12 protein-coding genes are annotated in these 14253 nt (G+C 55.9%); 9 read left to right on the top strand and 3 right to left on the bottom strand.

Annotated features, from left to right (window positions below; translation table 11 throughout):
* Positions 1-58: 58 nt before the first annotated feature.
* The 5 genes from modF (at position 59) to gpmA (ending at position 5921) form a co-directional block, all read left to right on the top strand.
* Positions 59-1531 carry a molybdate ABC transporter ATP-binding protein ModF gene (gene modF, locus WFL93_RS03355; RefSeq protein ID WP_336777250.1) on the top strand — a complete coding sequence of 491 codons (1473 nt, stop codon included), beginning with the start codon at positions 59-61 and terminating at the stop codon, positions 1529-1531.
* A gap of 267 nt (positions 1532-1798) precedes the next feature.
* On the top strand, positions 1799-2842 hold the full coding sequence (gene galT, locus WFL93_RS03360) for a galactose-1-phosphate uridylyltransferase (RefSeq protein WP_007890620.1): 1044 nt from the start codon (positions 1799-1801) through the stop codon (positions 2840-2842).
* A complete protein-coding gene (gene galK / locus WFL93_RS03365; RefSeq protein WP_336777251.1) occupies positions 2843-3991 on the top strand; it encodes a galactokinase in 1149 nt (382 codons plus the stop codon).
* Positions 3985-5019, top strand: coding sequence for a galactose-1-epimerase (galM, locus tag WFL93_RS03370; RefSeq protein WP_049850923.1), 1035 nt, complete (start codon positions 3985-3987; stop codon positions 5017-5019). Before galK ends, galM begins: the two co-directional genes overlap by 7 nt.
* Before the next feature lie 149 nt (positions 5020-5168).
* Entirely contained in the window at positions 5169-5921 is a 753-nt protein-coding gene (gene gpmA, locus WFL93_RS03375) for a 2,3-diphosphoglycerate-dependent phosphoglycerate mutase (protein ID WP_008109047.1), read from the top strand.
* A 61-nt stretch (positions 5922-5982) separates the two neighbouring features.
* Here the strand turns inward: gpmA and aroG are convergent, their stop codons facing one another.
* Positions 5983-7035, bottom strand: a complete 1053-nt coding sequence (gene aroG, locus WFL93_RS03380) for a 3-deoxy-7-phosphoheptulonate synthase AroG (protein ID WP_180823275.1) — start codon at positions 7033-7035, stop codon at positions 5983-5985.
* Positions 7036-7335: 300 nt separating this feature from the next.
* Here aroG and WFL93_RS03385 point away from each other — a divergent pair, with 300 nt between their 5' ends.
* The 4 genes from WFL93_RS03385 to zitB all read left to right on the top strand — a co-directional run bounded on the left by WFL93_RS03385 (position 7336) and on the right by zitB (position 12395).
* Positions 7336-7701 carry a YbgS-like family protein gene (locus WFL93_RS03385; RefSeq protein WP_200902249.1) on the top strand — a complete coding sequence of 122 codons (366 nt, stop codon included), beginning with the start codon at positions 7336-7338 and terminating at the stop codon, positions 7699-7701.
* 104 nt (positions 7702-7805) lie between these two features.
* Positions 7806-8390 carry a response regulator transcription factor gene (locus WFL93_RS03390; RefSeq protein WP_049850921.1) on the top strand — a complete coding sequence of 195 codons (585 nt, stop codon included), beginning with the start codon at positions 7806-7808 and terminating at the stop codon, positions 8388-8390.
* Positions 8372-11458, top strand: a complete 3087-nt coding sequence (locus tag WFL93_RS03395) for a hybrid sensor histidine kinase/response regulator (protein ID WP_336777252.1) — start codon at positions 8372-8374, stop codon at positions 11456-11458. The genes WFL93_RS03390 and WFL93_RS03395 overlap by 19 nt, the downstream gene beginning before the upstream one ends.
* Entirely contained in the window at positions 11427-12395 is a 969-nt protein-coding gene (gene zitB, locus WFL93_RS03400) for a CDF family zinc transporter ZitB (RefSeq protein WP_049850919.1), read from the top strand. The genes WFL93_RS03395 and zitB overlap by 32 nt, the downstream gene beginning before the upstream one ends.
* Here the strand turns inward: zitB and pnuC are convergent.
* Positions 12389-13111 carry a nicotinamide riboside transporter PnuC gene (gene pnuC, locus WFL93_RS03405; RefSeq protein ID WP_007890629.1) on the bottom strand — a complete coding sequence of 241 codons (723 nt, stop codon included), beginning with the start codon at positions 13109-13111 and terminating at the stop codon, positions 12389-12391. The genes zitB and pnuC overlap by 7 nt on opposite strands.
* A gap of 36 nt (positions 13112-13147) precedes the next feature.
* Complete coding sequence (nadA, locus tag WFL93_RS03410; protein ID WP_336777253.1) at positions 13148-14209, bottom strand: quinolinate synthase NadA; 1062 nt, start codon at positions 14207-14209, stop codon at positions 13148-13150.
* Between the last annotated feature and the right edge of the window lie 44 nt (positions 14210-14253).

Consider the following 14253-nt stretch of genomic DNA (forward strand, 5'->3'; position numbering starts at 1 on the left):
ACTTCACCTGCATCGCTGGCTAAAACTGAGCAACACGATGCATAAAACGGAATACATCATGGCTTCATTGCAAATTTCGCAAGGCATATTTCACCTTAGCGCCACCCGAGCACTGTCACTCAACGATTTAACCCTTAACAGCGGCGAAAGCTGGGCTTTTGTCGGCGCCAATGGCAGCGGCAAATCGTCGTTGGCGCGCGCGCTCTCCGGCGAGCTGCTGCCCGGTAAAGGCAGCGTGCAGCAGAATTTTCAGCGCCGTACGCGCCTGTCGCTGGAGCAGCTCCAGCAGCTGGTCAGCGATGAGTGGGAACGTAATAACACCGATATGCTCAGTGAAGGCGAAGATGATACGGGCCGCACTGCGGCACAAATCATTCAGGACGAGGTGAAAGACGAGACGCGCTGTCAGGCACTGGCGCAGCAGTTTGGTATCACTTATCTACTCGATCGCCGCTTCAAATATCTCTCCACTGGCGAGACGCGCAAAACGCTGCTGTGTCAGGCGCTGATGGCGCAGCCAGATCTGCTCATTCTTGATGAGCCTTTTGATGGACTGGATGTGGCGTCGCGCGCCAGCCTGGCAAACACCCTCAACGATTTGCACCGCAACGGTTACAGCGTGGTGCTGGTGCTAAATCGCTTCGACGATATTCCTGATTTCGTTGAGAAAGTGGGCGTGCTGGCCGAATGCACGCTGACGCATGTGGGCGAACATCGTGCCGTGCTGGCCGAAGCGCTGGTGGCACAGCTGGCGCACAGTGAGCAGCTGGCTGGCATGGCGCTGCCGGAAGCGGATCAACCTGATCAACTGCCACAATTAGCTGAAGATGCGCCGCGCGTGACTCTGCGTAACGGGGTGGTGTCCTACAACGATAAAGCGGTGATTAATGGCCTGAGCTGGCAAGTGAATCCTGGCGAACATTGGCAGATTACCGGGCCGAACGGCGCGGGCAAATCCACCCTGCTCAGTTTAGTCACTGGCGATCATCCACAAGGCTACAGCAATGATTTGACGCTGTTTGGCATCCGCCGTGGCAGCGGTGAAACCATTTGGGATATCAAGCAGCACATCGGTTACGTCAGCAGTAGCCTGCACCTTGATTATCGCGTCAGCTGCAATGTGCGCACCGTGGTGCTCTCGGGTTTCTTTGATTCCATTGGCCTGTATCAGGCGGTGTCGGATCGGCAAAAAGCGCTGGCACGCCAGTGGTTGGCCCTGCTCGGGATGGATAATCAGCTGGCCGATGCGCCGTTCCACAGTTTGTCGTGGGGACAACAGCGGCTGGTGCTAATTGCGCGTGCGCTGGTAAAACACCCGACGCTTCTGATCCTCGATGAACCGCTGCAAGGGCTGGATCCGATTAACCGCCAGCTGGTGCGCCGTTTTGTCGATGTGCTGATTGGCGAAGGCCGCACGCAGCTGTTGTTTGTATCACATCACGCCGAAGATGCTCCGCAGTGCATCACTCATCGCCTGAGTTTTGTCGCGCAAGAACAAGGTTACGGTTTCCTGCAAGAATCGCTGCGGTAATTGGCGGTCGCCATTAATGGCGACCCTACAATGAGCTTTCGTAGGGTGCCCATTAATGCGCATCGAAATAAAATCACTCACCAATGTAACCGCTACCATTCCATTGCCTGGTAATTAAGCAAATAGCAACGATAACCCCACAAAATGAGAATCGTCACCTTGTGTAAACGATACCATTTATCCAGACTGGATCACGCTTTCACGCGGGTCTTTGTGTTACTTTGATCAAAACCTTGTTTATCTGTTTGCCGTTTACCAGGACTCATCATGGAAAAATTTAATCCGGTCGATCATCCGCATCGCCGCTATAACCCATTGATCGATCAATGGGTGCTGGTTTCACCCCATCGCGCTAAGCGTCCGTGGCAAGGTGCGCAAGAAACGCCGGCACTGGAGCAGTTACCGGCACACGATCCCGACTGTTTCCTTTGTGCCGGAAACACCCGCATCACCGGTGACATCAATCCCAACTATAAAAGCACTTACGTGTTCACCAATGATTTTGCCGCGCTAATGACCAATACCCCCGACGCGCCGCAGAGCGACGATGTGTTGATGCGCTGCGAAAGTGCGCGCGGCACCAGTCGCGTAATCTGCTTCTCGCCGGATCACAGCAAAACGCTGCCAGAACTGCCGCTGAGCGGACTGGAAGATATTGTCCGTACCTGGCAAGAACAGACCGCCGACCTCGGCCAACACTATCCTTGGGTGCAGGTGTTCGAAAACAAAGGTGCGGCGATGGGCTGTTCGAATCCCCATCCGCACGGCCAGATTTGGGCCAACAGTTTCCTGCCAAACGAAGCGCAAAAAGAAGATGACAATCAGCGACGTTACTTTGATGAAAAAGGCTCACCGCTGTTGGTGGATTACACGGCGCGCGAGCTGAACGATGGCAGCCGCACGGTGGTAGAAACTGAGCACTGGTTAGCGGTAGTACCGTGGTGGGCCGCGTGGCCGTTTGAAACGCTGCTGCTGCCAAAAGCCCACGTAAAACGCATTACCGATCTCACCGAGCCGCAGCGCACCGATCTGGCGCTGGCACTCAAGCAGCTGACCAGCCGCTACGACAATTTGTTCCAGTGCTCCTTCCCTTATTCGATGGGCTGGCATGGTGCACCGTTCAATGGTGAAGCCAACGACCATTGGCAGTTGCATGCCCATTTCTATCCGCCGCTGCTGCGTTCAGCCACGGTACGCAAATTTATGGTTGGCTATGAAATGCTGGCCGAAACCCAACGTGATTTAACGGCGGAACAGGCAGCTGAACGTCTGCGTTCTGTCAGCGATGTCCATTTCCGCGAGGCGCAATAAATGTCTTTAAAATCCATTACTCAACAGGTTTTCGCTGACACCTTCGGCTATCAACCTACGCACAGTATTCAGGCGCCGGGCCGCGTGAATCTGATCGGCGAACACACTGACTATAACGATGGCTTCGTGCTGCCGTGCGCCATCGATTACCAAACGGTGATTGCCTGCGCCAAACGCGATGACCGCGAAGTGCGCGTGATTGCGGTCGACTACGACAATCAGCAAGACAGTTTCTCGCTGGACGCGCCCATTGCGCCGTTAAAAGAGCCGATGTGGGCCAACTACGTGCGCGGCGTGGTGAAACATCTGCAGAAACGCGATGCCAGCTTTGGCGGCGTGGATATGGTGATCAGCGGCAACGTGCCACAGGGCGCAGGCTTGAGTTCATCGGCATCTCTGGAAGTCGCGGTAGGCACGGTTTTCCAGCAACTGTACGCCTTGAAGTTGGACGGCGCCGCCATTGCGGTGAACGGTCAGGAAGCCGAGAACCAGTTTGTTGGCTGCAACTGCGGCATCATGGATCAGCTGATTTCGGCACTTGGCCAACCTGACCACGCCATGCTGCTGGATTGCCGCACACTCGGCACGCGTGCGGTATCGATGCCGGAAGATGTCGCGGTAGTGATCATCAACTCCAACTTCAAGCGCACCCTGGTGGGCAGCGAATACAATACGCGTCGCGAACAGTGTGAAACCGGTGCCCGCTTCTTCAACAAACCCGCGTTGCGTGACGTCACGCTGGAAGAGTTTGCCGCCTCCGAAGGTGAGCTGGATGCGTTGGTAGCGAAGCGCGTGCGTCACGTCATTACGGAAAATGCGCGCACGCTGGAAGCGGCGGATGCGTTGAGCGCGGGCGATCTGAAGCGCATGGGCGAACTGATGGCTGAATCCCACGCTTCAATGCGTGATGATTTTGAAATCACTGTACCGCAAATCGATCAGTTGGTTGAGATTGTCAAAGCCGAGCTCGGTCCGCGCGGCGGCGTGCGCATGACCGGCGGTGGTTTCGGTGGCTGCATCGTGGCGCTGATGCCGATTGATCTGGTCGATGCCGTGAAAGCGGTAGTGGCCGAAAAATATGAAGCGCAAACCGGCATTAAAGAGACCTTCTACGTGTGCAAAGCGTCCGCAGGAGCTGGCCAATGGTAAGTGATATCAATTCACACGCGCCAGACGGGCAGCCATGGCGCATCACTGTGCTGCGCAATCGCAACGGCATGGTCGCAACCTTCATGGATTGGGGGGCGACCTGGCTGTCGGCGCGTGTACCGATGCGCGATCACAGCGTGCGTGAAGCGCTGCTCGGCTGCGCGACGCCATCAGATTATCTGCATCAGGATGCCTATCTTGGGGCCACCATTGGCCGCTACGCGAACCGTATTGCCTCGGCAGAACTCAAGCCGCTCAATCTGCTGCTGGCCGCTAACCAGGGCGCGCATCAGCTGCACGGCGGACCAGAAGGATTTGATAAGCGTCGCTGGCAGATTCTCAGCCAGAGCGAAACCGAGGTGCACTATCGCCTTGATTCGCCCGATGGCGATCAGGGTTATCCCGGCAATTTGATTGCTGACGTGATCTATCAGCTTGATGATGATAATTGCCTGTCGATTCGTTATGAAGCGAAGACGGATAAGCCCTGCCCGGTCAATCTGACCAACCATGCTTACTTCAATCTTGATGCGCATCATGGTGATGCGCGCCAGCATCGCTTACAACTGCACGCCGATCGTTACTTGCCGGTGGATAGCGAGGGCATCCCCAACGCGCCGCTAAAAGAGGTGGCGGGAAACAGTTTTGATTTCCGCCAGCCGAAGTGCGTTGCCGATGAGTTCCTTGCTGATGACGATCAAAAAGCGGTGAAGGGCTATGACCATGCCTTTTTACTCAACACCGCTGGCGACAGCAGCCAGCCCGCCGCCCATTTGTGGTCTGCCGATGGCAAGCTAGAGTTGAGCGTATTTACCGCTGCGCCGGCGCTGCAGTTTTACACCGGCAACTATCTGGCGGGAACACGCGCCCGTGAGCAAGACAGCTATACTGCTTTCCAGGGCATTGCTCTTGAAAGTGAATTTTTACCGGACTCGCCCAATCATACGGAATGGCCGCAGCCCGATTGCTGGCTGCAACCCGGCGACAGCTGGCAGTCCGTGACGCGTTATCGCTTCACGTCGCACTAGCCGCCGGATGAAAAACGCGCACTGCGCTGCCGACAGGCTTACGCAGTGCGCTGTTTTCCGCTATGGTATGGCGCTATTAGTGAGCCGCTTCTCGGTGGCCGCAGCCGGTTTCAATACTAATCGTAAATCGAGCATTAAGGAGTAAAGCTATGGCCGTAACTAAGCTGGTACTGGTGCGACACGGCGAAAGCCAGTGGAACCAGGAAAACCGCTTCACCGGATGGTACGACGTGGACCTGTCTGACAAAGGTCGCACGGAAGCCAAAGCAGCCGGTCAGCTGCTGAAGAAAGAAGGTTTCGTGTTTGATTTCGCTTACACTTCCGTGCTGAAGCGCGCTATCCACACCCTGTGGAACGTGCTGGATGAGCTGGATCAGGCCTGGCTGCCGGTTGAGAAAACCTGGCGTCTGAACGAGCGTCACTACGGTGCGCTGCAAGGTTTGGATAAAGCGGAAACCGCAGCAAAATACGGTGACGAGCAAGTTAAACAGTGGCGTCGTGGCTTTGCCATCACCCCACCGGAACTGGATCGCGCTGATGAGCGTTTCCCAGGCCACGACCCGCGTTACGCCTCACTGACTGATGCACAGCTGCCAACCACCGAAAGCCTGGCGCTGACCATCGAACGCGTAATCCCGTACTGGAACGAAAGCATTCTGCCGCGCATCAAGAGCGGTGAGAAAGTGATCGTTGCCGCACACGGTAACTCACTGCGCGCACTGGTTAAATACCTCGACAACCTGAGCGAAGATGAAATCCTCGAACTGAACATCCCAACTGGCGTGCCGTTGGTGTATGAATTCGACGAAAACTTCAAGCCGCTCAAACGTTACTATCTGGGTGATGCTGACGAGATCGCTGCGAAAGCAGCAGCCGTTGCAAACCAGGGTAAAGCCAAGTAAGCGAACGCTGAAACGCAAAAAGGCCAGACGCGAGTCTGGCCTTTTTTATTGCATGTCGCGATTAACCGCGGCGCTGTTTCACCGCCTGCGCCAGCTGACGCAGGGCTTTTTCCGTGTCTTCCCAGCCAATGCAGGCATCGGTGACGCTCTGGCCATACACCAGCGGTTTGCCGCTTTCGAGGCTCTGGTTACCTTCCACCAGATGGCTCTCAATCATCACGCCGGTAATCGCCTGCTCGCCGCCCGCAATCTGCTGCGCAACGTCATCGGCAACCACCATCTGACGCTGGAACTGCTTGCTGCTGTTGGCGTGGCTAAAGTCGATCATCACCTGCGGACGCAGGCCCGCTTTCTCCAGACCGGTTTTCACCGCTGCCACATGCTCAGCACTGTAGTTCGGCTCTTTACCGCCGCGCAGGATGATATGGCAATCTTCGTTACCGCTGGTTTCCACAATCGCTGAGTGGCCATATTTGGTCACCGAGAGGAAGCAATGAGGCGCGCTGGCTGCACCAATCGCGTCAATCGCCACTTTAATGGTACCGTCGGTGCCATTTTTGAAACCAACCGGGCAGGAAAGACCGGAGGAGAGTTCACGGTGCACCTGCGATTCGGTGGTGCGCGCGCCAATGGCGCCCCAGCTCATCAGATCGGCCATATATTGTGGCGTGATCATGTCGAGGAACTCACCTGCCGCCGGCAAGCCGATATCATTGATATCCACCAGCAGCTTACGTGCCAGACGCAGACCATCGTTAATCTGGAAGCTGCCATCCATGAAGGGATCGTTAATCAGCCCTTTCCAGCCCACCGTGGTACGCGGTTTCTCAAAGTAAACGCGCATCACCACTTCAAGATCGTCTTTCAGCTCATCACGCAGTGGCAGCAGACGAGCGGCATACTCTTTCGCCGCTTTGGTATCGTGAATCGAGCAAGGACCAATCACCACCAGCAGACGATCATCTTCGCCATGCAGGATGCGGTGGATTGCCTGGCGTGACTGCGCTACGGTTTCAGCCGCTTTATCGGTGGCGGGGAATTTTTCAAGTAAGGCAACAGGAGGAAGTAACTCTTTGATCTCTCTGATGCGTAAATCGTCGTTCTGGTAATCCATACGTCATTCCATTCAAATTTCTGGCCCAACGTCCGTCGGGCGCAACCCGCCCACTTTAGCCCTTCACAGGGTGGGTGTAAATTACGTACCCGTCTTAAAATGTACATCTCAAATTTGCATTTATATTTCCATGCACTAAGCTTTTTAAATGTAAGCACTAAGGATTGATGTGTTTGCAAAATTTAATATTTAAGCGAAGCGTATAAGGTGGAATTTTATTCCATCGCGGCACGCTATTTTCGTCACACAACACCAGCCGGTGTTTGACGGCAACTATCCATTAATTACTGGAGCATAATGATGAATAAGTTTGCAATTATCTTTCTGACGGCAGCGATGACTTTAGGTAGCGGTGCGGTTATGGCTGCAGATAACTCTTCAGACAATAATGGCGCGGCTAATGCTGCAGCTGAAGCGGGCGCAGCAGCAGGCGATGCAAAACAGAACCTGCCACCGAATAACGTTGATAACAGCAAAATCAACAATGGCAGCACCAATACTAATAGCGCGGCAACCTCAGGCACTGATTCAAGCAATATGTCAGCCAGCCAGGTTCACAAAAACAGCATGTGTAAAGACGGCAAATGCCCGGATATGAATAAGAAAGTCGACACTAAAGAAGGTGGCGGCCACGTGAAACATAAAACTGACGGTACCGCGCAATAAGGTTACCAGCAGTTTAAATAAGGGAGAGCTTCGGCTCTCCCTTTTATTTTTCCCCCTGCCCTTTTCCGCTATGCTGGAGCAATGAAATTCACAGGAACTGATTCATGGCTTCATTGCTGCTTATTGATGATCATCCGTTAGTTGCCGTCGCACTGGAAGCGGCGAGTGCTCACGCCCCCATCCCCTTAAAAATTCACGCTGCTGGCGATGAAGCGCAAGCGCGCCAACTGCTTCAGCTGCATCACATTGATGTGATTGTGCTCGATATCGGTTTGCCGGACTGCGACGGACTCGAGCTATTGCGCCGTTTACGCCTGCGCAATCAGCAATGTCCGGTATTGATCTACTCGGCACAGCAGAGTCGCCACACGTTGCTCAGTGCGGTATCGCTCGGTGCCGCCGGTTATGTGGTAAAGAGCCAAAGTATGGCGCAACTGCTCAGTGCCATTTTGGCGGTGCTCGGCGGCCAACAAGCCTTCCCGCCGCTGCCAGAACGTATCGAACTGCCTTTAACTGAGAAAGAGCAGCAAATTGTGGCGCTGCTGGTGAAGGGATTGTCGAATTTGCAGATTGGCGAACAGCTGCATATCAGTAATAAAACCGTAAGCACCCACAAGAAAAATATTCTGGAGAAAACCGGCGTGCAATCGGTGGTAGAACTCGCCGAACTGTGGAAAGCGCAGCAGTGAGGATTTGGCTGTTGCTGTGTACGTTATTGCTGAGTCTGCTGGCGAGAGCCGATTTGCAACCCGCCAGCAGCGTGATGTTGCCTGCCATGATGCCTGCGCCGCATGCTGAGCCATGGCCCGGCGCATCGTTGCGCGTTGCGGTTCCGGCGCAAAATAGCGCCCCATGGGCGATGCGGATCGGCGATCGCATTTGGGGAATTGATGCTGATTATCTTAGTGCTCTCAGCCAACTGACCGGCACCCACTTTACGCTGCAAAGCTATGCGGATCGTAGTCAGCAGCTGGCGGCGCTGCAACGCGGCGAGGTGGATTTGGTGTTGAGCACCGAACACGCACACTTGCCGCCCGATATTCTGCTGAGCGACAGCTGGTACAGCAGCCCGATTCGCATCTATCGCAACCGCGATAACCAGCGCGCGGTGATGTTCAATAGCGAGACCGCCCAGCTCACTATCGCTGAAGCCACGCTGGCCCAACTGCCAGCCGATTTTGTGCAGCAGCACCGCTGGCATAGCCTGCCGGGTGATCTGCAGGCGCTGTATGCCTTGCTGAATCAGCAGAGCGATTATCTGGTGGCTGACGAAGCCAGCGCGGGCTTTTTGCTCGGCCAGCTGCAGCAGGGACAGATTTATCAGATTACCGCCGATCCCGGCGCCAGCGAGTTAACCTTACGCGCTTTGGCGCGCGATCAAGCCCTGATTCACTGGCTCAACAGCCAGCTGCGCCTGCTGCCCGCCGAGTTCAGCAATCGCGTACAGCAGCGCTGGAGCCCGCCGCTGTTGCGCTATCAGGACACGCAAACCCTGATGCTCTCAGCCAGCGAAAAGCAGTGGCTGGCGCAGCATACTGACATCCCTTACGCCGTTGAAGCAGATAACGCCCCGTGGAGCTATCGCGATAGCAATGGCAATGCTCGCGGCTTTGGTATCGATCTGCTCAATGCGCTCAGCCAAAGCACCGGCCTGCGCTTTACGCCGCATTGGGTTAGCAATCCGCAACAGGCCACCACGTTAATGCAACAACAGCAGGTGATGCTGAAACTGTTTCAGCCGCTGTTTGGCGACGATGCCAACAGCAATACCTTGCCGGTTTGGCGCGCCATTTGGGGGATTTATACCCTTTCCACTTCGCAACCCATGAACTGGCAAACCCTGCAAGGCCAGCGCGTTGGCATCGTGCGCGCAGATTTAGCCCAGCGTTTGTTGCCACCCGGCATGGTGCCACAGCTGTTTGAGGATCGCGCACAGCTGTGGCAGGCGCTGAACAGTGGTCAGATCGATGCCTTAGTGGATAACGTGCTGTCAGCGCGCTGGCGCATGGCGAGTCATCAGGATAATCGCGTTCATCTGGCGTTTGCCGCCAGCGATATTGCCTGGCCATTGGCGCCGCAGGTCAGTGCTGCACAACCGCAGTTACGTGCGCTGCTCGATCATGCACTCCAGCAGATTCCCCCCGACACGCTCAACCAGATGCGCGTGAGCTGGTCACAGCCGCCACAGCCGGGTAACAGCATGGCGATGCGCAATATTCCGTTAATGATCCTGATCGTCGCCGGCATGACGATTTTGCTGCTATTAGCCTTGTTGCTGCGTCGCTATTGGCAACAGCGCCGCGACCGGCTGCAGCGCGAACAGGCCGAGCGCGCTAACGCTGCCAAGAGCCAGTTTCTCGCCACCGCCAGTCATGAGCTGCGTACGCCGATGCAGGCGATTCTCGGTTTGCTGGAGCTGGAACAGCAGCAGCATCCGAGCGAACGCCTGGCGCTGATGCACAGCAGCGCGCGATCGCTGATGGCCCTGTTGAACGATCTGCAGGATCACGCACGCATTGAGAGTCAGAGCTTCCGCCTGGCGCCACGCCCGCTTAATCTGGTGCACTGGCTACAGCAACAGCAGCAGTTTTATCATCCTTTGATGCGTGACACCGGGCCAGTGCTGATTGCTGAAGCGCTGACGCCGCTACCAGCCTGCGTGTTGCTGGATGGCGATCGCCTGCAGCAGGTGGTGAATAATCTGGTGGCCAACGCGCTAAAATTTACCCGCGCGGGCGAAGTGCGCCTGTCGCTGGCGGTCGAGGAAGATATACAGCTGACGGTGACCGATAGCGGCAGCGGCATTCCGCTCAGCGAGCAAGCGCAGCTGTTCGAGCCGTGGTACCAGGCGCCGTCCGGCAAAAGCCATGCCGTGCAAGGCAGCGGTTTGGGACTGTTTATCTGCCGCGAAATCGTGCAACGCATGGGGGGCACGCTGACGCTGACTTCGCAGCCGGGACTCGGCACCACGGTTAGGGTGCAATTGCCGCTGGTGCTGAGTGAAGCGCCATCAACCGAGCGCACAGCATGCTGGCCACGCTATTCCCATTTGCGCGTGGCGATCGTTGACGATCATCCCACCAATCTTTTAGTGATGCAGCAGCAGCTGGCCAACTTTGGCGTGGAAGCAATGGTGTTTGAAGAGGGTCGAGCGCTGCTGCAGGCAGATGAAAGGCAGCCGTTTGATATGCTGTTTATCGACCAGATGATGCCGCGCCCGGATGGTTTAACCCTGCTGCGCATTCTGCGCCGTCGTCAGCGCCAGCGTGGCACAAACGTGCTGCGCGTGCTCTGCTCTGCCGATGTACAGTTGCTGAAAATGACGCTGCAGGATGATGAAGCATTACTGTTAAAACCGATCGAGCTCGATCATCTGGCACCGCTGCTGGCGCGAGCGGCAATGGATCCATTGGCTGCGTTGCCAAATAGCCTGCTGATTCTGGCGCAGAATAATCAGGCGTTTATTCCGCGCATTTGCCAGACTCTGCAACGTACCCTGCAGCAGGATCGTGATGCGCTGCTTAACGCGCGCGCGACCCAGAACTGGTCCTTACTGGAACAGGCGGCGCACCGCATGAAGGGCAGCTGGTTGATGTTGGGTATGGATGAACTAGCCGAGCGCTGCCAGCAACTGATTGTGCAGGCTAAACAGCAACAGTTGCAGGTTGATAATCTCAATTTACTGATATCATTAACAAACAGGTTACTAAAACAACTGGAAAATTATGGCACACACTCATTCTCACGGCTCAGCTAACGGCAACCGCACGCGACTGGCGGCCGCATTTGGCGTGACCGCGCTGTTTATGGTGGCCGAAGTGATTGGCGGACTGGTTTCAGGTTCGCTGGCGTTACTGGCGGATGCCGGACATATGTTGACCGATGCTGCCGCACTGCTGATGGCGCTGCTGGCCGTACAGTTTGCCCAGCGCAAGCCAAATGCGCGTCATACGTTTGGTCTGCTGCGTTTGACCACGCTGGCGGCGTTCGTTAACGCTATCGCGCTGCTGGTAATTACCGTGCTGATTGTCTGGGAGGCGCTGCGTCGCTTCTATCAGCCACAGCCGATTGCCGGTGGTTTGATGTTAGGCATCGCCATTGCCGGATTATTCGCTAATCTGCTGTCATTCTGGCTACTGCATCGCGGCAGTGAAGAGAAAAATCTCAACGTGCGCGCTGCAGCGCTGCACGTGCTCGGCGATTTACTCGGTTCGGTTGGTGCGATTGTCGCCGCCGTAATCATTATGCTGACTGGCTGGACGCCGATTGACCCGATTCTTTCGCTGCTGGTGTCATTACTGGTGGTGCGCAGCGCCTGGTCGCTGCTGCGTGAGAGTTTGCATGAGTTACTGGAAGGCGCGCCAGGCCATATCAATGCCGATAAGCTGTCGCGCGAGCTGACGCGCAATATTGATGAGGTGCGTAATGTGCATCATGTGCACGTTTGGCAAGTAGGTGAAAAACCGGTGCTGACGCTGCATGTGCAGGTGATACCGCCTTACGACCATGACGGCTTGCTGCAACGTATTCACCACTATTTGCACGAGCACTATCAAATTGCCCACGCCACTGTGCAGATGGAGTATCAAGCCTGTAGCGGACCAGATTGCGAGCTCGGTTTAGAGAGTCATGCAGCGCAGCACGATCATCATGATCATGCTGCGCTGGAAGGACATGCCCATCACCATCACTGATGTGATAGCGCACGCGAGCCGTGTTCGCGTGCGCTTTGCATCCACAAGCGCGAACCGTTGAGGGCAATCAGCGTCAGGATCGCGTACTCGAGCGACATCGCATACACGCCCTGACGGGCGAAAATCATCACGCTAATCACGTTGATCACCACCCACAGCAGCCAGTTTTCAACGTATTTACGCGTCATCAGAATCATCGCCACAATCGACAATACCATCATGCACGAATCCCAGAATGGGAACGCATCGGGCTGTAGCTGCGGCATCGCCACGTTGAGTCCCATGCTCTGCATGATGCCCACCGCGGTTTTGGTTAGGAAGGCGAACACCGGATCGATGTACACCGTCATCAAGGCAATCGCCACCACGCATGCCGCACCCCAGCCCAACGCTTTCGGCAGCGGCAGCCAGCGAATCCGTAACTCGTGTTCGTTATTGGACGTTTGCCGACTCCACGCGTACCAGCCATAGACGTTGGCGACGAAGAAGAACAGCTGCAGCAGCAAGCTGGCGTACAGCTGAATCTGGAAAAAGATCACCGCGAACAGCGTGACGTTAATCAGACCGAAGAAGTAGTTGATGATTTTTTCGAGACTGGCAAGCCAGATGCACAACAGGCCCGCGACGGTGCCGACGGCTTCAATCCATGAGAGATCGTAGCCGCCCACGCCGAGCGGGATGTGAACCAGGATATTTTGCGTGCTAAAGAAGTCCATGCTATGTACCTATACCCTAAATATGAAGGGTGCGCGTCATGCGTTCCCTTTTACCTTGAGTTTGAGATCTGCTGCAAAGGATAGCATGCGGTTGAGCGGTCGCAACGCGGCCTCCCGCAAGGCGCTGTCCACGTGAACTTCATGCTCGCTGCCGCCGCGCGCCAATCCTTCAGCAATCGCTTTCAGGCCGTTCATCGCCATCCACGGACAGTGCGCGCAGCTGCGGCAAGTCGCGCCCTCGCCGGCGGTTGGTGCTTCCAGCAACTCTTTTTCCGGCACCGCCTGCTGCATTTTGTAGAAGATACCGCGATCGGTGGCGACGATCATTTGTGGATGCGGCAAGCTTTGCGCCGCCTGAATCAGCTGGCTGGTGGAGCCCACCGCATCGGCCAGATCGACAATCGCCTGCGGTGATTCAGGATGCACCAGCACCGCCGCATCCGGATAGAGTGCCTTCATGCGTTGCAGCGCCTGGGTTTTGAATTCGTCATGCACGATGCACGCGCCCTGCCAGCACAGCACATCGGCGCCGGACTGCTGCGTGACGTAACGGCCAAGATGGCGATCGGGTGCCCAGATAATTTTCTCGCCGAGGCTGTCGAGATGCTCAATCAGCTCAACCGCGATGCTTGATGTTACCACCCAATCCGCACGCGCTTTGACCGCCGCTGAAGTGTTGGCATACACCACCACGGTGCGGTCAGGATGTTGATCGCAGAAGCGATTGAACTCTTCAATGGGGCAGCCGAGATCGAGCGAACATTCGGCCTGCAGCGTGGGCATCAGTACGGTTTTTTCCGGGCTGAGGATTTTCGCGGTTTCCCCCATAAAACGCACGCCCGCCACCAGCAAGGTTTTCGCCGGATGCGTGCTGCCAAAACGCGCCATTTCCAGTGAGTCCGACACGCAGCCGCCGGTCTCTTCCGCCAGCGCCTGAATTTCGGGATCGGTGTAGTAGTGCGCCACCATCACCGCATCACGTTCTTTTAGCAGGCGTTTGATTTCGTTCTTATAGTGGGCTTTTTCATCGTGGCTGAGACGTGCCGGTTTCGGCGGGAAAGGATAGATTGCGCTTTCAGGATCAAACATCAGGCTCATGACACGGCTCTCGTTTTCTCAATTTAACAAAATTGCCTACTACG

The sequence above is a fragment of the Pantoea sp. USHLN256 genome, assembly GCF_037149875.1.
GTDB classification, from domain to species: Bacteria; Pseudomonadota; Gammaproteobacteria; order Enterobacterales; family Enterobacteriaceae; genus Pantoea; species Pantoea nemavictus.

What these genes read in the sequence shown, in the direction of transcription:
- galM (WP_049850923.1), top strand. Translation starts at nt 3,985, where the DNA reads ATGGTAAGTGATATCAATTCACACGCGCCAGACGGGCAGCCATGGCGC.
- galK (WP_336777251.1), top strand. Translation starts at nt 2,843, where the DNA reads ATGTCTTTAAAATCCATTACTCAACAGGTTTTCGCTGACACCTTCGGC.
- zitB (WP_049850919.1), top strand. Translation starts at nt 11,427, where the DNA reads ATGGCACACACTCATTCTCACGGCTCAGCTAACGGCAACCGCACGCGA.
- gpmA (WP_008109047.1), top strand. Translation starts at nt 5,169, where the DNA reads ATGGCCGTAACTAAGCTGGTACTGGTGCGACACGGCGAAAGCCAGTGG.
- WFL93_RS03390 (WP_049850921.1), top strand. Translation starts at nt 7,806, where the DNA reads ATGGCTTCATTGCTGCTTATTGATGATCATCCGTTAGTTGCCGTCGCA.
- pnuC (WP_007890629.1), bottom strand. Translation starts at nt 13,111, where the DNA reads ATGGACTTCTTTAGCACGCAAAATATCCTGGTTCACATCCCGCTCGGC.
- aroG (WP_180823275.1), bottom strand. Translation starts at nt 7,035, where the DNA reads ATGGATTACCAGAACGACGATTTACGCATCAGAGAGATCAAAGAGTTA.
- WFL93_RS03385 (WP_200902249.1), top strand. Translation starts at nt 7,336, where the DNA reads ATGAATAAGTTTGCAATTATCTTTCTGACGGCAGCGATGACTTTAGGT.
- galT (WP_007890620.1), top strand. Translation starts at nt 1,799, where the DNA reads ATGGAAAAATTTAATCCGGTCGATCATCCGCATCGCCGCTATAACCCA.
- modF (WP_336777250.1), top strand. Translation starts at nt 59, where the DNA reads ATGGCTTCATTGCAAATTTCGCAAGGCATATTTCACCTTAGCGCCACC.
- nadA (WP_336777253.1), bottom strand. Translation starts at nt 14,209, where the DNA reads ATGAGCCTGATGTTTGATCCTGAAAGCGCAATCTATCCTTTCCCGCCG.